This window comes from Gilliamella sp. ESL0232 (assembly GCF_013346885.1).
GTDB classification, from domain to species: Bacteria; Pseudomonadota; Gammaproteobacteria; order Enterobacterales; family Orbaceae; genus Gilliamella; species Gilliamella bombi.
This window is the reverse complement of sequence record NZ_JAAEDW010000002.1, coordinates 101838-117380: the sequence shown is the minus strand read 5'-3', so window position 1 is coordinate 117380 and position 15543 is coordinate 101838. Positions and strand designations below refer to the sequence as shown.

Annotated in this window: 27 protein-coding genes and 1 tRNA gene; 7 read left to right on the top strand and 21 right to left on the bottom strand. The window is 33.1% G+C overall.

What is annotated here, in order from left to right; all coding sequences use genetic code 11:
* Positions 1 to 42: 42 nt before the first annotated feature.
* The 6 genes from plsY (at position 43) to GYW75_RS03495 (ending at position 4347) form a co-directional block, all read left to right on the top strand.
* Positions 43 to 645: a glycerol-3-phosphate 1-O-acyltransferase PlsY gene (plsY, locus tag GYW75_RS03520; protein ID WP_085165445.1), complete on the top strand. Its 603-nt coding sequence runs from the start codon at positions 43 to 45 to the stop codon at positions 643 to 645.
* Positions 646 to 856: 211 nt separating this feature from the next.
* Entirely contained in the window at positions 857 to 1462 is a 606-nt protein-coding gene (gene recR, locus GYW75_RS03515; protein WP_065560888.1) for a recombination mediator RecR, read from the top strand.
* A 66-nt stretch (positions 1463 to 1528) separates the two neighbouring features.
* Positions 1529 to 2347, top strand: a complete 819-nt coding sequence (locus GYW75_RS03510) for a pyridoxal phosphatase (RefSeq protein WP_174798466.1) — start codon at positions 1529 to 1531, stop codon at positions 2345 to 2347.
* A 22-nt stretch (positions 2348 to 2369) separates the two neighbouring features.
* The gene (gene truC, locus GYW75_RS03505; RefSeq protein ID WP_174798465.1) at positions 2370 to 3077 is read left to right on the top strand and encodes a tRNA pseudouridine(65) synthase TruC; all 708 of its coding nucleotides are present in this window, start codon (positions 2370 to 2372) and stop codon (positions 3075 to 3077) included.
* A gap of 146 nt (positions 3078 to 3223) precedes the next feature.
* The gene (locus GYW75_RS03500; RefSeq protein WP_085165439.1) at positions 3224 to 3640 is read left to right on the top strand and encodes a DUF4878 domain-containing protein; all 417 of its coding nucleotides are present in this window, start codon (positions 3224 to 3226) and stop codon (positions 3638 to 3640) included.
* A 125-nt stretch (positions 3641 to 3765) separates the two neighbouring features.
* A complete protein-coding gene (locus GYW75_RS03495; RefSeq protein ID WP_174798464.1) occupies positions 3766 to 4347 on the top strand; it encodes a YiiX/YebB-like N1pC/P60 family cysteine hydrolase in 582 nt (193 codons plus the stop codon).
* Between the two features lie 71 nt (positions 4348 to 4418).
* Here GYW75_RS03495 and GYW75_RS03490 read toward each other — a convergent pair whose 3' ends face one another.
* The 6 genes from GYW75_RS03490 to GYW75_RS03465 form a co-directional block, all read right to left on the bottom strand.
* Positions 4419 to 5483, bottom strand: coding sequence for a tyrosine-protein phosphatase (locus GYW75_RS03490; protein ID WP_174798463.1), 1065 nt, complete (start codon positions 5481 to 5483; stop codon positions 4419 to 4421).
* Between the two features lie 9 nt (positions 5484 to 5492).
* Entirely contained in the window at positions 5493 to 6308 is an 816-nt protein-coding gene (locus GYW75_RS03485; protein ID WP_174798462.1) for a PTS system mannose/fructose/sorbose family transporter subunit IID, read from the bottom strand.
* Positions 6305 to 7099, bottom strand: coding sequence for a PTS mannose/fructose/sorbose/N-acetylgalactosamine transporter subunit IIC (locus GYW75_RS03480; protein WP_174798461.1), 795 nt, complete (start codon positions 7097 to 7099; stop codon positions 6305 to 6307). The genes GYW75_RS03485 and GYW75_RS03480 overlap by 4 nt, the downstream gene beginning before the upstream one ends.
* Positions 7100 to 7140: 41 nt before the next feature.
* Entirely contained in the window at positions 7141 to 7614 is a 474-nt protein-coding gene (locus GYW75_RS03475) for a PTS system mannose/fructose/N-acetylgalactosamine-transporter subunit IIB (protein WP_174798460.1), read from the bottom strand.
* A gap of 10 nt (positions 7615 to 7624) precedes the next feature.
* Positions 7625 to 8056: a PTS sugar transporter subunit IIA gene (locus tag GYW75_RS03470; RefSeq protein ID WP_174798459.1), complete on the bottom strand. Its 432-nt coding sequence runs from the start codon at positions 8054 to 8056 to the stop codon at positions 7625 to 7627.
* A 308-nt stretch (positions 8057 to 8364) separates the two neighbouring features.
* On the bottom strand, positions 8365 to 9207 hold the full coding sequence (locus tag GYW75_RS03465; protein ID WP_174798458.1) for a MurR/RpiR family transcriptional regulator: 843 nt from the start codon (positions 9205 to 9207) through the stop codon (positions 8365 to 8367).
* A gap of 299 nt (positions 9208 to 9506) precedes the next feature.
* On the opposite strand from GYW75_RS03465, the gene GYW75_RS03460 reads away from it, so the two are divergent.
* Positions 9507 to 9580 (top strand) — tRNA-Cys (locus GYW75_RS03460).
* Positions 9581 to 9660: 80 nt separating this feature from the next.
* Here GYW75_RS03460 and GYW75_RS03455 read toward each other — a convergent pair.
* The 15 genes from GYW75_RS03455 to GYW75_RS03385 form a co-directional block, all read right to left on the bottom strand.
* The gene (locus GYW75_RS03455; protein ID WP_174798457.1) at positions 9661 to 10683 is read right to left on the bottom strand and encodes an integrase; all 1023 of its coding nucleotides are present in this window, start codon (positions 10681 to 10683) and stop codon (positions 9661 to 9663) included.
* Entirely contained in the window at positions 10667 to 10891 is a 225-nt protein-coding gene (locus GYW75_RS03450; RefSeq protein ID WP_174798456.1) for a DUF4224 domain-containing protein, read from the bottom strand. Before GYW75_RS03450 ends, GYW75_RS03455 begins: the two co-directional genes overlap by 17 nt.
* Before the next feature lie 2 nt (positions 10892 to 10893).
* The gene (locus tag GYW75_RS03445) at positions 10894 to 11115 is read right to left on the bottom strand and encodes a LexA family protein (protein ID WP_174798455.1); all 222 of its coding nucleotides are present in this window, start codon (positions 11113 to 11115) and stop codon (positions 10894 to 10896) included.
* A gap of 59 nt (positions 11116 to 11174) precedes the next feature.
* Positions 11175 to 11417, bottom strand: coding sequence for a Lar family restriction alleviation protein (locus GYW75_RS03440; protein WP_174798454.1), 243 nt, complete (start codon positions 11415 to 11417; stop codon positions 11175 to 11177).
* A gap of 11 nt (positions 11418 to 11428) precedes the next feature.
* Positions 11429 to 11788: a hypothetical protein gene (locus GYW75_RS03435; RefSeq protein ID WP_174798453.1), complete on the bottom strand. Its 360-nt coding sequence runs from the start codon at positions 11786 to 11788 to the stop codon at positions 11429 to 11431.
* The gene (locus GYW75_RS03430; RefSeq protein WP_174798452.1) at positions 11778 to 12059 is read right to left on the bottom strand and encodes a DUF3850 domain-containing protein; all 282 of its coding nucleotides are present in this window, start codon (positions 12057 to 12059) and stop codon (positions 11778 to 11780) included. The genes GYW75_RS03435 and GYW75_RS03430 overlap by 11 nt, the downstream gene beginning before the upstream one ends.
* A gap of 112 nt (positions 12060 to 12171) precedes the next feature.
* A complete protein-coding gene (locus GYW75_RS03425) occupies positions 12172 to 12732 on the bottom strand; it encodes a hypothetical protein (protein ID WP_174798451.1) in 561 nt (186 codons plus the stop codon).
* 6 nt (positions 12733 to 12738) lie between these two features.
* Positions 12739 to 13188 carry a single-stranded DNA-binding protein gene (ssb, locus tag GYW75_RS03420; RefSeq protein ID WP_174798450.1) on the bottom strand — a complete coding sequence of 150 codons (450 nt, stop codon included), beginning with the start codon at positions 13186 to 13188 and terminating at the stop codon, positions 12739 to 12741.
* A gap of 317 nt (positions 13189 to 13505) precedes the next feature.
* Positions 13506 to 13805 (bottom strand): hypothetical protein, encoded by a 300-nt coding sequence (locus GYW75_RS03415; RefSeq protein ID WP_174798449.1) that lies wholly within the window; start codon positions 13803 to 13805, stop codon positions 13506 to 13508.
* A gap of 1 nt (position 13806) precedes the next feature.
* Positions 13807 to 14007 (bottom strand): hypothetical protein, encoded by a 201-nt coding sequence (locus GYW75_RS03410; RefSeq protein WP_174798448.1) that lies wholly within the window; start codon positions 14005 to 14007, stop codon positions 13807 to 13809.
* A 3-nt stretch (positions 14008 to 14010) separates the two neighbouring features.
* Positions 14011 to 14190: a hypothetical protein gene (locus GYW75_RS03405; RefSeq protein WP_174798447.1), complete on the bottom strand. Its 180-nt coding sequence runs from the start codon at positions 14188 to 14190 to the stop codon at positions 14011 to 14013.
* A 2-nt stretch (positions 14191 to 14192) separates the two neighbouring features.
* On the bottom strand, positions 14193 to 14453 hold the full coding sequence (locus tag GYW75_RS03400; protein ID WP_174798446.1) for a hypothetical protein: 261 nt from the start codon (positions 14451 to 14453) through the stop codon (positions 14193 to 14195).
* Positions 14446 to 14712, bottom strand: a complete 267-nt coding sequence (locus tag GYW75_RS03395) for a hypothetical protein (protein ID WP_174798445.1) — start codon at positions 14710 to 14712, stop codon at positions 14446 to 14448. The genes GYW75_RS03400 and GYW75_RS03395 overlap by 8 nt, the downstream gene beginning before the upstream one ends.
* A gap of 11 nt (positions 14713 to 14723) precedes the next feature.
* Positions 14724 to 14888 carry a hypothetical protein gene (locus tag GYW75_RS03390; RefSeq protein ID WP_174798444.1) on the bottom strand — a complete coding sequence of 55 codons (165 nt, stop codon included), beginning with the start codon at positions 14886 to 14888 and terminating at the stop codon, positions 14724 to 14726.
* Between the two features lie 52 nt (positions 14889 to 14940).
* Entirely contained in the window at positions 14941 to 15492 is a 552-nt protein-coding gene (locus GYW75_RS03385) for a DNA N-6-adenine-methyltransferase (RefSeq protein WP_174798443.1), read from the bottom strand.
* Positions 15493 to 15543 lie beyond the last annotated feature (51 nt).

Genomic DNA, 15543 nt, shown 5'->3' with positions numbered 1-15543 from the left:
TGCAATTATCAGCATGGTGTGGTTGATGAAAGGGGTTGTATTTTGACATTGCTAATTGTATTGATGATCATAGTCGCCTATATTTTGGGCTCGCTTTCTGGTGCAATGATTATTAGTCGCATCATGCATTTACCTAATCCTTCAGAACATGGATCTCACAATCCTGGAGCAACCAATATTTTACGACTCAATGGCAAATTACCAGCCATTTTTGTTTTAATCTTTGATATGTTAAAAGGTACAATTCCTGTTTATATTTCATATCGGCTTGGTATTACACCTTTCTTTTTAGGTATTATTGGTATTTTTGCTTGTTTAGGACATATTTTCCCCTGTTTTTTTCATTTTCGTGGAGGAAAAGGAGTTGCAACTGCGTTAGGTATGATGGCTCCAATTGGGTTTGATTTTACAGGTTGCTTTATTTTAACTTGGTTACTTACTTTACTAATAACAGGATATTCTTCGGTGGCTGCAGTTGTTGGTTTTCTTATGGCGCCATTTTATGTTTGGTTATTCAAACCTGAGCTTACTTTACCAGTTGCAATGCTTTCTTGTTTGATTATTGTTCGCCATAATAATAACATTATGCGCCTTTTTAAAGGTGAAGAACCAAAAAGTTATCATCGTAGCAAGAACAAAAGATAGTCTAAAAATTTATACATAATAATGTTATATATTTGAATATGTGCTTTTATAACATAGATTGTACGTTATGTAACATCCTACCTACTTATTTTCTGCAATCTTTTTGATTTTATCGTTAGTTAATTAAACAATAGAATAATTCTTGTTTGATAGATTTTTTAAAAAAGGTATTATTATCTTAAAACTCAAATATGTGGAAACCAAATAATTCATGCAAATAAGCCCATTATTAGAATCACTTATGGAAGCATTGCGTTGTTTACCTGGCGTTGGTCCAAAATCGGCGCAACGAATGGCCTTTCATTTATTACAACGAAATCGACAAGGTGGCATTAAATTAGCTCATGAGCTACATGAAGCAATGATAAATATCGGCCATTGCAAGGAATGCCGAACTTTTACCGAACAAGAAACCTGTACTATTTGTGCAAATGCTCGTCGTCAAAGTAGTGAACAGCTTTGTGTGGTTGAAACTCCAGCAGATATAGTAGCCATTGAACAAACTGGGCAGTATAGTGGTCGCTATTTTGTATTATTAGGGCATTTATCACCTTTAGATGGTATTGGGCCTAGTGATATAGGTCTTGATTTATTGAAAAAAAAACTATCTTCAGAGTCGATTAGCGAAGTTATTTTAGCCACTAATCCCACCGTCGAAGGTGATGCAACAGCTAATTATATTGCGCAAATGTGTGCAGAGTTTAATGTAACAGCAACAAGAATAGCTCATGGTGTTCCAGTTGGTGGTGAACTCGAAATGGTAGATGGTACCACCTTATCGCATTCGTTTGTTGGTCGTCAAAAAATAGAATTATAATTTTATTGAACTTTTAGTACTTAGCCAGTCTTTATAGCTAAGATCAGAAATGAAAAGAGGTATTATATGAAGTATAAAGCCGTAGCCTTTGATATGGATGGTACGTTGTTAGCCGGCAATCGTTTAATTTTACCAGAAACAATAGCAGCCATTGAAAAAATTACAGCTAAAGGTGTGAAAGTTATTTTAGTTTCAGGGCGGCATCATTCTGTAATTTATCCTTATTACTATCAGCTCAAATTATCAACCCCGGCAATTTGTTGTAATGGATCTTATATCTATGATTTTGAGAAACAAAACGCTTTTGCCGCTAAACCAATGACGAAAGATCAGGCTCGAATGCTACTAAATCTTGTCAATCAATATGGTATTCATACATTAATTTATACTGATAAAATGATGACTTATGAATTGTTAGATGATCATCTAGAAAGCTTTTTTAAGTGGGTTAAATCATTGCCTGAGTTTTTACAACCTAAAATTAAAAAAGTAGATGATTTTGAAAAAGTTATTGAGCAATCTGACGCTATTTTTAAATTTGCAACAAGTAGTCATAATATACCTGCTTTACAACAATTTTCAAATGCAGTTGATTCCTTAGGTATGTTTTCGTGTGAATGGTCTTGGTCAAATCGAGCAGATGTAGCAGTTAAAGGAAATACCAAAGGAAATGGGTTAACTCACTGGGCAGAGTACGAAAATATTGATTTAAGCGAAATAGTCGCTTTTGGTGACAGTTATAATGATATAAGTATGTTATCTATTGCTGGATTAGGGATTGCGATGGGTAATGCTGATGATGAAGTGAAAGCCAAAGCAAATTATGCCATTGGTGATAATAATGGCCCTAATATAGCTAAAGAGCTTGAAGAACTCTTTTTATAATTGATATTTTAATAAATATTCTATGTTTGAAATTCTTTATCAAGATGATGACTTAATTGCCATTAACAAACCATCTGGTTGGCTTGTGCATCGCAGTTGGTTAGATAAAACTGAAACAGTTGTTGTGATGCAAACATTGCGTGATCAAATCGGTCAACATGTCTTCCCTATACATAGGCTAGATAGACCAACCTCTGGTGTTTTGTTGTTTGCTCTTTCTAGTGATGTAGCAAGAATTATGTCAGAAGAATTTGCAAAAAAACAAATTGAAAAAACGTATCATGCGATTGTGCGCGGTTATGTTGAGGGGGAAGCGGTGATTGATTACCCTTTAGTTGAAGAATTAGATAAAATTGCAGATAAATTTACTAATAAGAATAAACCAGCACAAGATGCCGTCACATTTTACAAATCTATCAGCAAAATTGAAGTTCCGATTAAGGTTGGCAAATTTGAAACAGCAAGGTATAGTTTTGTTGAATTAAAACCACAAACCGGTCGTAAACATCAACTACGTCGCCATATGAAACATATTTTCCATCCGATATTGGGGGATAGCAAACATGGTGATTTACATCAGAATCGTGCATTTGCAACTTATTTTAATATCAAACGATTGATGTTACATGCAAGCAAACTTGAAATCAAACATCCAATCCAACATAAACCAATGATTATTGAAGCTAAGTTAGATCAAAGTTGGCAAGATATCCTTTTAAATTTTAAATAGTGTTATTATTCCATATTACTTTGCAATTATTTGATTATATAGTATTATTTTGTCGCTTTCTGTGATTCTTTTTGTGGATTCAATTTAGGAGCATAATTTTAACATATTAATATTAAACATAAATAATATTAGGAACGGAAATAAAAATGAAATTAGTAATAAAGTTTTTAAGCATTTTCTTATTAGCACTTATGGTAACAGCATGCTCGAATGATGATTCTCCTGAACAAGTAGCAGAAAAATTTATCTCAGCGATCTACAAAGGTGATTCAGATACTGTTATAAATCTCATCAATTTTCCTAAAGATGATGATAACAAAGGTATGGATATGCGAATGTTCGTTAAAAGCAAAATGCAAGAAGCACTACAGCGAGGTAAACAATTTGCTGATGAACATGGAGGACTTGATAAAGTCGAATCTGAACTCGTAAAATATACTAATGATGAAAAAAATATGGCAATAGTTAGCACTACTGTTATCTTTAAAGATGCTACTAAAAAAGAGGAAAAAAACATATCGGTGATTAAAGCTGATGGTAAATGGCTAATTAATCTTAAATAGCTATATTATTGTCAATATAGATTATGTTTTTAGAAGAATCTAAAAAGGGTAAATAGTGATTACCCTTTTTTATTAAGAAACGATTTTTGATGAGATCTTGCTATTATCTTTGTATGATGTTAATTATGATGCTAGTAAATTTTGCTCTAGCTAATGATACTGTTCATTTTTCAAATCCAACCACCGAAACACCACATTCAGTAAAAGTTGGCGATTGGATTTTTAGAAAAGGTATACAAACCGATAGTCTTATAGTCAATCAATTAGGTGGTAGTAATTTTTCACATATTGGTATGATTATATCAATCAATCCAGAAATTAGAATTATTCATGCTACGACCAACGATGATGAGTACCATCCTAACCAAGTTATTGTATCAACTTTAGCAGAGTTTATAACGCCAGAACTAGCCGGAACTTATGCTATAGCAAGACCTAATTTTATATCTAATGAGCAACAACAACAAATTGTTAATGATCTTTTAACAAAGCAAGGTGAAGCTTTCATATTAGCCCCCCGTGAAGAGCCACATCTTTATTGTACAACGTTACTTTTTGATTCCATCATCAAATTTCAACCTAATTTTAATGTTAATTGGCAGTCAATTAATTTTCCATTTCTAAGTGGTGTTTATTTATTTCCAAATGCATTCGCTAATTATCCAGATATTACCTGGATCTATAAATATCCCGAAACATCAGAATAATTTGTTATTCTATTGTATGTAAAAAATGGAAGCGCAATAAATATTGCGCTTTATTATTAATAAAAGTTATATTAATCTTCTAGATAATTCTTTTGCATAGTTTTAAAATCTTGCTCTGTGAAACCTAATTCTTGCTTGATGTAATTAGCTGGAGTGCCAGCAACTTCTTTCATAGTATTGAGAATTTCAATAACAAAACTTTCACGCGTATCAATTAAACTCAATAAATAACCTAACACATCTTCATTATCCGTAATTTTTCGATATGCAGCCATTTTTATTTTGTTTCGTTCTAAACGATTTTGATGTGTTAACATGTAATCATAAATAATGTCTTCCTCTGATACTCCTAACATTACTTGTAATAATAACACACCATAACCTGTGCGGTCTTTACCTCCTCGACAATGTTGTATGTTTGGGCTATTGTTTGGTTCTAACATTATTTGAAGCATCTGTTTATAGGCATTTTTCGATTTGTCACTTAATACAAAATTACGATATTGTTCAAGAACTTGTATGCCTTTACCATTAACTAATTCCTTAGGAATATCGTGTAGTACGCTTTCAATTAGTGCACGATCTTCATCACTAGGGTCGGCAGCAAATTGAGCAGCAAGTTCAGCTGTTTGCGCTGAAGCATCTAAATTAAAAGTATTTTGTTCACCGATGAAAGTATTTGGACTAGTTTTGATTTCGTTAGCACAACGATAATCTATAATAGTCTTGATACCAAGTGATCGAATATAACTTTCAGCATTAGGTTTCAATCCATATAAGTGATTAGAACGATATAGCTTTCCCCATTTTACTCGTTTACCATTACTTCCTAAGTAACCGCCAAAGTCACGAAAGTTATTTAAGCCTGCAATAGGTAGAGTACGTTCTCCAAATAAAAATGAATCATGTTCTTGAGTTTGTAATATCAAATAAATTCGTCGCTTTGTTTGTAAAGGATCGTCAATAGTGAAATCATTTTGTATATTTTTACTTATTAATGTTTTATTAGATGTATTGATATTGGCTTCATCTGTCCAATATAAATCTACGGGCATATTGTTGCTAATTTTAAATGAGATTTTTAATTTATTTTGTTTATTACGGATAACCGATGCTGTTTCAATTTGTTTTTTCATGTTACATCCTTATTTTAAAACTCCAAATACCGACAAAATTACACCTATTACCATTACACTTAAAATTAATGTAACTGTATATTTACCTTGAAATTTTTTTACTAAAAAGAATGTGCCTAAAGCAAACATTAAGGTTAAAAAGTTAGGCATTACTTTATCAAACATTTCCTGAATTTTTACTGATTGCTCACCGACATTAATCGCCAATGGTGTAGATACTTTAACCGTTGTTGCAATTAAAGAGCCAAGAACCATAACTCCGACTACATTAGCTAAGTTACTTATTCGTTGAATAATGTTTGAATTTTTGGATTGTTCAATTAGATCAACACCTTTATTATATCCGTAATGAATAAAGAAATATTTAGTTAATATATTGACTATATTATAGATTAGGAACATTAAAATTGGTCCAATAATATTACCTTGTAGAGCAAAAGCAGCTCCAATGCTGCCACAAATTGGCATCCAAGTGAATTTTAATAGGCTATCTCCTAATCCTGCAAATGGTCCCATTAAACCAGCTTTCACAGAAACAACAGCTTCTTTTTCGTCTTCTTTCGTTTTTTCTTCCATTGCTGCGGTTACGCCTAAAATTAGTGCGTTAGCATTGATTTGACAATTAAAAAATTCTAAATGACGATTCATTGCTCGAACACGAGTTTCTTTATCAGCATCATGGTAAAGCCTATCCAATACTGGCGTCATACAATGCGCAAACCCGATCATTTGCATTTTTTCATAGTTATAAGAAAAAGACATTGTTTGTAAATTCCAAAAAATGCGATTAAGATCTTTCTTTGTTATTTTTTTTTCATTTATCATAGGTCATAATCCTCTTCAATGTTATTATTTAATGCAGATTTATCATCTTGTTTATATGCATTATTATTTTTGCTGCTCATTGATGCCATGTCATACAGTACGGCAAAAGCTAAGGCGATAAAAGTGATTGGGATAATTGGTAATTTTAGATAAGTAGTTAACATAAAACCAAGGAGGAAAAAAAACCACATTCTGCCTTTTAATAGCATCAATAATAAAATACAAATACCGACAGCAGGAATTAGTTTAGAAGCAACCCCCATACCAGTGATTATACTTTGTGGGATAGCATCTAAAATTGTTTTAATAAGATCACTACCAAAGTAAATGGCTATAAAACAAGGTACAGCACGAATCAAAAACCATACAGGAGTTGAGAAAAAATGAACTTTACTTAGTGCTTTATAATTACCATTTTCAACAGCCCGTGTTGCCCATGGATTAAGAAAACAAGCAAATGAACGCCAGATAATAAGTAATTGTTGACACAGAAGTGATACTGGTACTCCTAAAGCAATCCCTGTTGCAATTCCTCCTCCCGTAGTAATTCCAAGTGAAACACCAATAATTGCACCAGCTACAATATCTGGCGCAGAATAAGCCCCAACATTGCCAATACCCATCCACATTAACTCTAGTGTTGCACTGATTATGAGCCCTTGAACCAAGTCTCCCATGATGATACCTGCAATTGTACCAGTCAATAATGGTCGACGTAACATTTGTGGACCGACATCATCCATAGAACAAATTCCCGCCCAAAAGGCGACAAGAATAGCCTGTGTTAACATAAGTTAACCTCCAAATTAATGAACAAAAAAGTTGTTAAAGTTTAATCAAGCAATGGTTTTAGCTCGATAATTGGATCTTTTGGTACCATTTGAATTTCGACTTTCACATTTTTTTCAATAATGTGTTTAAATGCTTGTTTCTCTTCATGAGTTACTGATACCGCCCGTGATAGCTGATGTCTTCCTTCTTGCATTCGCATTCCTCCTACATTGAGTTTTTCAATTTCTAGACCACCTTCAATTAACTTATTCACATCTATACTATTTGTAAAAAGTAGCATTGTGCGTTTTTTTATAGGTGTTTTTTTGATAATGTCGATAAACTGTTGTACTCCAAAAACCAATACTTTTAATTCTGGAGGAGCAGACATGGTTAAGACTGATTGTTGAACCTTATCCATTGCAACTTTATCATTGATAATTAAGACTTGTTCAATATTATAATTTTTTACCCAAGTAGTGATCACTTGACCGTGGATAAGGCGGTCATCTATTCTTGTTAAATTTATTGGCATTGTTACCTCCTTACAGTAGAGTAGATTGCTCAGATTTGGTATTTAAAACTTGTCCAACATCAATACAACTTTGCGGAAATATTTCTTCAATCGCTGTTTTTACATTATTAAGTGTACCTTCTCGATTATTTAAAACTTCAAGTAATATTGGAATATTAAATCCACAAAAAAGTAAAATTCCTTCATGTTTAAAAAGTAATTCTCCCGCCAAATTACATGGTGTACCACCTATAATATCAACAAGGATAATTACACCGTCACCCTGGTTGAGCGCTTGATAACTTTCCTCTATTTGTTGGCGTAATTCTTCGATATTGCTATCGATTTGAACAGATATCACACGGATATTTTGTTGTTTACCTATTAGCATTTGAGCACAATCAAGTGCACCTTGTGCAAATGAGCCATGGCTAGCTAAAATAACGGGCAATTGTCTATGCATTATCAATTTCCTTTTTAATTATTTTTAATGTAACATTATTACTTTAGTTTTAAATTTATTTAGTAATAAAATTACATCTATACTTAATTTTAGTCATCAATTTTTTTTAAAATTTTTAAAAAATTGTGATTTAGATCATGTTTAATTGTAACTATTTAACAAATAAAATGTTTTGTGAAGTTTCTTTAATTTCTATAGGAGTTATTAGTTTGATAGATAAAAAGAGGAAGATCGTAGCTATTATGAAATAATTAAATACTATATCATTGTGAAGATAGCTAAAATATTATTAAATGGCTGTGAGTATATTACCGATGAGGGTACTTGCGTTCTTCTCTATTTTGAGTTTGTAATAACAAACGTTTGTCATATTTGCGTATAAATAAATTAGTCACAATCATATTGATAACTGAAATTTGCGAAATTTTAGATCGAATAGGAATTAAACGTGAAACATGTTCTGTAGATGTAGTATTCAATATAATATCAGCTAGCATAGAAACTTGGCTTTGTCCCATTTTAGTTATAGCAATTGATGGTACTTTATTTTCTTGTCCTAATTTTAATAACTCAATACATTCAGGTGTTTCTCCTGAGTGAGATATAATTATAATTAAATCATTTTTATCAAGGGTACTGACAATACTTTTTTGAATATGTGCGTCAAAATGACAATTAACATCTTTTTTTATTTTAATAAGTTGGTATTCAAGCTCTTTACCGACTAAACCACTGCTACTGCTACCAAAAATAATAATTTTATTACTAGCAATTATTAGATCTATGGCTTTATCTAGCTCTTTAGGTTTGATCATTGAATGAGTTTCATCGATAGATGATTTTTCCATTGCTTGCACCTTTCTATTTACATCTATCAAAGTATCATTAAGATTTATATCATCTTGTAAAATATCAGCACTTAGTTTTTGTGGAGAGGATGAAATCAAGTCAACTTTAAAATCACTAAAACCGTTATAACCTAATTTATTACACAAACGTAAAATAGTACTTGTACTAACATGGTTAAGTTTTGCTAAGGTCTGAATACTCATATTTTTTAGGGTTTGTGAGTGATCCATAATGTACAGAGCGACCTTTAATTCTTTGGAAGACAAGTCTTTTTTTACTTCTCTGAATTTTAAATTAATCATAATTAGGCCTATGATATGAAATATAGTTAACACAAGTATATAAAATTAGTATAAAAAATAGAAAATATTTTTATGGTACATGTTATTTATATAATTTTAATCAGTTTTGACTAATTTTAGTATTAACTTTTAAACTTATCATTATTTGGTATGTATTGGGCTACTAAAATTTTGTCAAAAAAGTCGATTATTTAAAATTTAGTTAAAAATAAAGTGACTGCTGTAATTATAATCTATTTAATCTTGACGATTAGTCAAGCCAGTGATACTATTTGCAACCTATTCAGATAGACCTCCAAGGCGCGTTGGCAGAGTGGCCATGCTGCGGATTGCAAATCCGTCTACCTCGGTTCGACTCCGGGACGCGCCTCCATTTATCACCAACAAAATCAATAAGATGAAATATTGTCATTTTAAAGTAATCAATACTTGGAATTAACTTAGAATATACAGTTAGAATAAATCTTCTTTTTTAGGTGGGTTTAACGTCGGTGTTATTTTCACTTTTCGGTCGTATGTATTAACCTGAGCCTCGGTTTTGTGACCACTAAATAGCTGTTTATCTTTAGTTGCTCCGTCATAGTCCGAAATAGCTTTGGCTTTAATATCGTGAAATGTGCAATTGATTTTTCTACCTAGTTTTTCTTCTGCTTTTCTTTTTGCATCCAACCAGTACGAGTTAAAGGTCTTCTGGATTAGCTTGCCTCCGGATTTATTTTGTAGCACGAGAGAATCGGGGGAAGATGGTGGGAACAGTTTTTTAGCTAAATTAATTGCGTCTGCTAGCCGCTCTGTCCATTGTTTGATTTGCCTTTTCCCTGTTTTACCTTGTTTTATGTAAATACCCTCTTTGAGTATTTGGCTGTGCTTAAGCTTGAATATATCACCCTCCCGAACTGCGCACAGATACGATATTTCCATCGCCACTTTTAGTATATCGATCGCTTCATCATAAATGGTGTAATACTCTATGTCTTCAATATATTTATCTCTCGCTTGAATGCTGAATTTTTTAATGCCAGCACAAGGATTCATTTTACAATACCCACGTTCGTACCCCCAGCCAAACGCTACAGACATATAAGATAACTCGTGATTTGCTTGCACCTTGCTTTGCTCACCCCTGATGTCCATATAGCGTCTTATATGCTCTGGTCTAATGTTATTAACGTTTATATGTCCAAAAACGGGCAATATTTTTTTAGCTCCTCGTAATTTATCCTCTTGCGATCGTGATGACAGTTTATGAAAAACGGCACTATTTAGGTGCATACTCCACAGTTTACTAAACGTCATTTCCTCTTTTTGTTCAGCAATAACCCCCTCGTACTTCGCCCACAGCTCTACCATGCTCATATTTATCGAGCCTAGTGTAACGGTTTTGTTTTCTCTGGTTTTTAGATAGTATGAATATTTATTTTTTGACACGCGAGGAGGGAGGATATTGTCTTTTTTGTCTTTACGGTTCCTTGCCATTTAAAGCTCCAAAATCCGGCTCTTGTTGTTGTTTTTGTTCAATGTTTACTTTTTGATTCAATGATGAACGCAAGATTATTGGTTTACCAAGCAAATTGGTATAAAAGCAGAATTTGTTTTCTCTTAACCATTGTATTTGTAAATTTTTTCTTTTTTTGCCTGTTAAAATATGTAGTTCATCATCTGTTAATATAATTGATTCCGCCATAATTACACCTCTCTATTAACGATAATAATTCCTCTTGCGATCCCTTTGGTGATTTTTATGTATCCTTTTTTCTGTAATGATTTAAAAAAACATTCTATTGCGTTAGCGGATTTATAATTAAAAAAGCTAGCCATTTCCGAGCGAGTTGGCGGGTATCCATTAGTTTTAATAAATTCTTTTATAGCATCTAACACGTTTTTTTGCTTTTTTGTTAACTCTGTCATTATTTACTCCTAAAATTTCTTCTCATCTCTCATCAACAAATAACACTCAGTAATAGCAATTATTGCTCTTTGATTTCGTTGATGTGTTTTTGTGATTCACTGATTCTTGAGTTCCAAGCCAAAATCGCTTTACTTTCGGTATTTTCTTCGCATCCTCTTGCATTACAATCATAGCAAACTACTGCAAAGCAAACGCCCTCTCTGAGATGCTCTGGAATATCTTCATTGAGACTATAATCAATATCATCAATGAATGAATGTTCACTGCCACAAAATGGACATGGTTTTAATTGTTTAGTCATAATTTTTCTCCTCATTTAACTGTTACTATCACGCCGTTTTTTATTACAGCACGTAAACCAATACATTTAACTGGTATAGTTCCATCTCCAAGCTTTGTATAAACCGGCAAAATTTCAGCAATTATTTGCTCGTGTATTTCGCTCAAATTTATTCCAAACATGCGCTCTAATATCCTAATTGTTGCATGTTCGCTAACTATTAGTTTATTATTACGTGATAGTTCATTTATCTTTGTTTGTACGTCGAGTATTTCATTTTTGATTGAGTTGTAGCGTTGCTGACAATCTGTTAATTCTGTTTTGATTACATTCTGCTTTGCTTTTAATTTTTGTAATTGAGTTTGATATTTTTTCAGTGTGTTACTGTTCATTGTTCGACGCCTCATTCGATACAAACCTAGACATTACTCCGATACTCAACATCACATACCCATCTCGCAAATACTCAGTATCGTCTAGAATATGAGAGACAATAACGCCACATTGATTGCCCGTACGATTACCGTGCTCATCAATTTCATGCACCTTTAGAATATCTCCGACCTTGTAATTTCGGTCGTTGTAGCGTATTTCAGCTTTTTTTATGCCCTTTACAACATCAATAAAATACTCTGATTTAATTTTTAGTTCGTGTGTTGTCATTATTGTTTCCTTTAGATAATAGAAATCGCACGCTAAATAATCAGCGCAGATATTTGTAATAAATTAATAGAATAGGGTGGTTGTTCAGTGAGTTATTGGAAGAAATAGAGAGTTAAGCTGCTAATTGCTTAAAGAATCCTGCAAGTTCATTCTCATTAACTTTATAATCGAACCATTTGCTTTTTCCCGATTTAGGTATCGATATTGTGGTTGCGTTTGTGACTATCTCATTCGGCATGAGAAAAACATGTTCTGTTTCTAGCTCGTCATTTAAAGCATAAAAGACAAATAAATCGGCAATATCCTTTTGCTTATTTATACAATAAGCCCATCTATCAGATGATCTTGTATTTATCTTTTTATGTTGTAATTTTGAGGTTTTTACATCAACGGTTAGATTGAAGACGCTAAAATCTACTGAGGCTTGGAATTGCAGGTTATTGTTATCTATTGCGAAAGGTACCGCCTTATAGAAGCGTTGCTCACCGATGATAGCTATTCTATCTGTAGCTGAACCGTATCTGGCTTTATCGCCAGTAACTGCTATTCCCTCTCGTTTTAGATATACATAAACCGTCTGCCACGGAATACCAACTTCAAGTCCAACTAATTTTAAATTTTTTAGTCTTAAATAAGACTCAACACACCTTTTAATTATTTCTTGTTTATCCATATATACCTACCAAGGAATATCGTCATCAAATGTATCTTGCTGAGCCTGAGCAGTTGCTTGCGGTTTAGATTGTTGTGCTTGTTGCTGGCTAGTGTTATCGCTATCACGACCACCTAAAATCTGTAAAGTACCACCAATTGGGTTGATCACAACTTCTGTCGTGTAACGATCTTGTCCTGATTGATCTTGCCATTTTCGAGTTTGTAATTGCCCTTCAATATAAATTTGGGAACCTTTTTTTAAGTATTCGCCAGCAATTTCAGCTAATTTACCGAATATAACAACGCGATGCCATTCAGTACGTTCACGGTATTCATTTGTTTGTTTATCTTTCCATGATTCTGATGTTGCGATACTTAAACTAGCAACAACGTTACCATTTTGCATGTAACGGACCTCAGGGTCTTGCCCCAAATGCCCTACTAAAATCACTTTGTTTATTCCTCTATTTGCCATTTTCTAACTCCTGTTTCTCGATAAATTTTTTCAAATATTTAATAACACAATCATTACAAATAACGGGGTTTGTAACCCATTCGTAAGAAAAATTTATTTTTAGGTCCAATTTAATTGGTGGTTCTGAGGACTGAAAATGGAAAATATTTAAAATATCAGGTGGGGCTTTGTTTGACTTTTTTTGACACATGTCACATTGATATGTGTACTCAGTATAAGTGCGTATCGCCATTTTCTTGCTCCAGTTGTTCATAGCTCTTTGTAAAAAGAGATTTATTAGACTCTATTTCGTTTATCTTTTTTTATAATAATCATAATCACTCCGTTTTTTCAGCCCAATAACATGCTGAATAATAGCCATTATTCGAGCTTTCACAATGCACATAACCTGTAACGCCAAGTTTTTTATTAACAATAGCGATCCTATCTTCACCATCTATATTGCTTAAATCTGGAAATTCGCAAAACTCCCAATCAGTTAGATCATCATCTGTTATATTCTTACCGTTATTATCATGAACAGTTATACTTGCCCAGTCACAACAGCAACCACCACAATCATAGCCGACTAAATATTTGTTTTTATCATCTATTAAATTGTTGTCTATCCATTGCATATTATTTAACCTCTTTTAACTCAAGCACTGCATCATTTGAATACACAGACTCTTTTATCTCACCCCAACAAATATCAACGAAATCATGATTGTCGTTTTGCAAATAAAAATCCAAGCATTGTTCAGCATAGCTTTTTGCTTCTTCTTCTGTGTTGTGATATTCAAAACCATCGCCCTCGTGATCATAAGTAAAATATTTCATAATTTACTCCTCAATATATATTCCGCTGTCTACAAGATCGGGAAGATAAGAATTAATTAACTCTTGCAGGTACACATCCTTATCTTCCAGAGATTCATATTCAGCTTTATCAATTTCGATTTTTTCTTCATTTCTTGACGGTCCAATCCGTGCATACACAACAAACGTTATTTTTTCTGACATAATTACTCCTTAGGTAGCGGTAGCTCATCTGCATAAATCCAGTGAGTTATTTCATCGTTATCATGCACAGACCATTTACCAACATAATCATCTAACCACTCGTCGAATTCTGCGTGTTCGTCGTACCAGTCAAATGTTGTTGACTCACATAATTCACCGCAATTATTTAAAAACTTAATACGTACGATACACAGTTTTTGAGCAATACCATCTTCTTTCTCTGGCACTTCATCTGGAAATTTGCGCCAATTCAATTTAGTCATCATTCACATCCTCGGGTGTTTCTAATTCACACACAAATATCCAGTACAATACTTTCCCGTTAATGTAATGTTTAGTACTCATATTACAACGAGGGCAAATAGCACTTTCCGTAAAAAATTTATCTTCACGTTCATCGTAACAACACGCTTGTATACTGGGACAGTCATCATATATATTCTCTATTACAACAATAACATCATTAAATTTCCAACTATCACAAGGTTTTTCATCAGGATATTTATGCCAACATACGTTCATCATCATTATTATCACCTATTTTTATATTTTATAACCTGCTCTAATTCAACTGTAGTATCTTCTCCCATATCAGTGTATGTATAAAAAGTACTATTAAGTAATTCTTTAGCTTTTACCTCGGCTTCTTCTTCGGAATTAGCTTCAACTTCTATCCTTTTGTAAGATTCTGTTACCACTTTTAATATTACATAATACTTATTCATAATTTACCTCTGTTATTGTTATGTTTCACTCACTTAAACCTCGCTTATAATTAACAATTACATTTCCACATTTGAACGGTACAATCAGAATCAAGCATGTATCAAAATTACAGTTATTGACTGATTTTTCACCGCTCGGCAATAAATACTGATAACGACCATCTGGGACGTAAATAATACAGTTTTGTCCGTGTACATTGTCGCTCCATGCCCTAGTAGCAGGGGTGTAAGGCAGGACCATTAAAACTTGCTTGCTCCATTTATTCACTTGTTCGACTGCTTTTTGGAAAAACTCCCATTTCCGTGAAAAAGGAGGGTTGCAAAATGAGGTCGTAAATGGTGGAAATGAACTATTAGAATATGAATCAGAAAACCAATCTATATCGCTCAATGCGTCATAATCCTCAGTTAAACACCAGTCGCTTTTTTCTATTTGAACATCTTCGCTTGAGCAACATACATCAATATCAAAGCCTTTTATATTTAGCAGTGTTAACGCATCATTGATTAATAACTCTGATGTTCGCCAATAATCCTTGTTTTGCTTCTCTGTTTGTGATTTGTTTAGAATAGCCATTTTAAAAACTCTCTGATGTAGTGATTTGGTGGGTGTCACTCTGTCGCCAAC

Bases quoted from the DNA above. Each gene is read 5' to 3' on its own strand.
- recR (WP_065560888.1), top strand. From the start codon at position 857: ATGCAAATAAGCCCATTATTAGAATCACTTATGGAAGCATTGCGTTGT.
- GYW75_RS03510 (WP_174798466.1), top strand. From the start codon at position 1,529: ATGAAGTATAAAGCCGTAGCCTTTGATATGGATGGTACGTTGTTAGCC.
- truC (WP_174798465.1), top strand. From the start codon at position 2,370: ATGTTTGAAATTCTTTATCAAGATGATGACTTAATTGCCATTAACAAA.
- GYW75_RS03500 (WP_085165439.1), top strand. From the start codon at position 3,224: ATGAAATTAGTAATAAAGTTTTTAAGCATTTTCTTATTAGCACTTATG.
- GYW75_RS03495 (WP_174798464.1), top strand. From the start codon at position 3,766: ATGATGCTAGTAAATTTTGCTCTAGCTAATGATACTGTTCATTTTTCA.
- GYW75_RS03490 (WP_174798463.1), bottom strand. From the start codon at position 5,483: ATGAAAAAACAAATTGAAACAGCATCGGTTATCCGTAATAAACAAAAT.
- GYW75_RS03485 (WP_174798462.1), bottom strand. From the start codon at position 6,308: ATGATAAATGAAAAAAAAATAACAAAGAAAGATCTTAATCGCATTTTT.
- GYW75_RS03480 (WP_174798461.1), bottom strand. From the start codon at position 7,099: ATGTTAACACAGGCTATTCTTGTCGCCTTTTGGGCGGGAATTTGTTCT.
- GYW75_RS03475 (WP_174798460.1), bottom strand. From the start codon at position 7,614: ATGCCAATAAATTTAACAAGAATAGATGACCGCCTTATCCACGGTCAA.
- GYW75_RS03470 (WP_174798459.1), bottom strand. From the start codon at position 8,056: ATGCATAGACAATTGCCCGTTATTTTAGCTAGCCATGGCTCATTTGCA.
- GYW75_RS03465 (WP_174798458.1), bottom strand. From the start codon at position 9,207: ATGATTAATTTAAAATTCAGAGAAGTAAAAAAAGACTTGTCTTCCAAA.
- GYW75_RS03455 (WP_174798457.1), bottom strand. From the start codon at position 10,683: ATGGCAAGGAACCGTAAAGACAAAAAAGACAATATCCTCCCTCCTCGC.
- GYW75_RS03450 (WP_174798456.1), bottom strand. From the start codon at position 10,891: ATGGCGGAATCAATTATATTAACAGATGATGAACTACATATTTTAACA.
- GYW75_RS03445 (WP_174798455.1), bottom strand. From the start codon at position 11,115: ATGACAGAGTTAACAAAAAAGCAAAAAAACGTGTTAGATGCTATAAAA.
- GYW75_RS03440 (WP_174798454.1), bottom strand. From the start codon at position 11,417: ATGACTAAACAATTAAAACCATGTCCATTTTGTGGCAGTGAACATTCA.
- GYW75_RS03435 (WP_174798453.1), bottom strand. From the start codon at position 11,788: ATGAACAGTAACACACTGAAAAAATATCAAACTCAATTACAAAAATTA.
- GYW75_RS03430 (WP_174798452.1), bottom strand. From the start codon at position 12,059: ATGACAACACACGAACTAAAAATTAAATCAGAGTATTTTATTGATGTT.
- GYW75_RS03425 (WP_174798451.1), bottom strand. From the start codon at position 12,732: ATGGATAAACAAGAAATAATTAAAAGGTGTGTTGAGTCTTATTTAAGA.
- ssb (WP_174798450.1), bottom strand. From the start codon at position 13,188: ATGGCAAATAGAGGAATAAACAAAGTGATTTTAGTAGGGCATTTGGGG.
- GYW75_RS03415 (WP_174798449.1), bottom strand. From the start codon at position 13,805: ATGCAATGGATAGACAACAATTTAATAGATGATAAAAACAAATATTTA.
- GYW75_RS03410 (WP_174798448.1), bottom strand. From the start codon at position 14,007: ATGAAATATTTTACTTATGATCACGAGGGCGATGGTTTTGAATATCAC.
- GYW75_RS03405 (WP_174798447.1), bottom strand. From the start codon at position 14,190: ATGTCAGAAAAAATAACGTTTGTTGTGTATGCACGGATTGGACCGTCA.
- GYW75_RS03400 (WP_174798446.1), bottom strand. From the start codon at position 14,453: ATGACTAAATTGAATTGGCGCAAATTTCCAGATGAAGTGCCAGAGAAA.
- GYW75_RS03395 (WP_174798445.1), bottom strand. From the start codon at position 14,712: ATGAACGTATGTTGGCATAAATATCCTGATGAAAAACCTTGTGATAGT.
- GYW75_RS03385 (WP_174798443.1), bottom strand. From the start codon at position 15,492: ATGGCTATTCTAAACAAATCACAAACAGAGAAGCAAAACAAGGATTAT.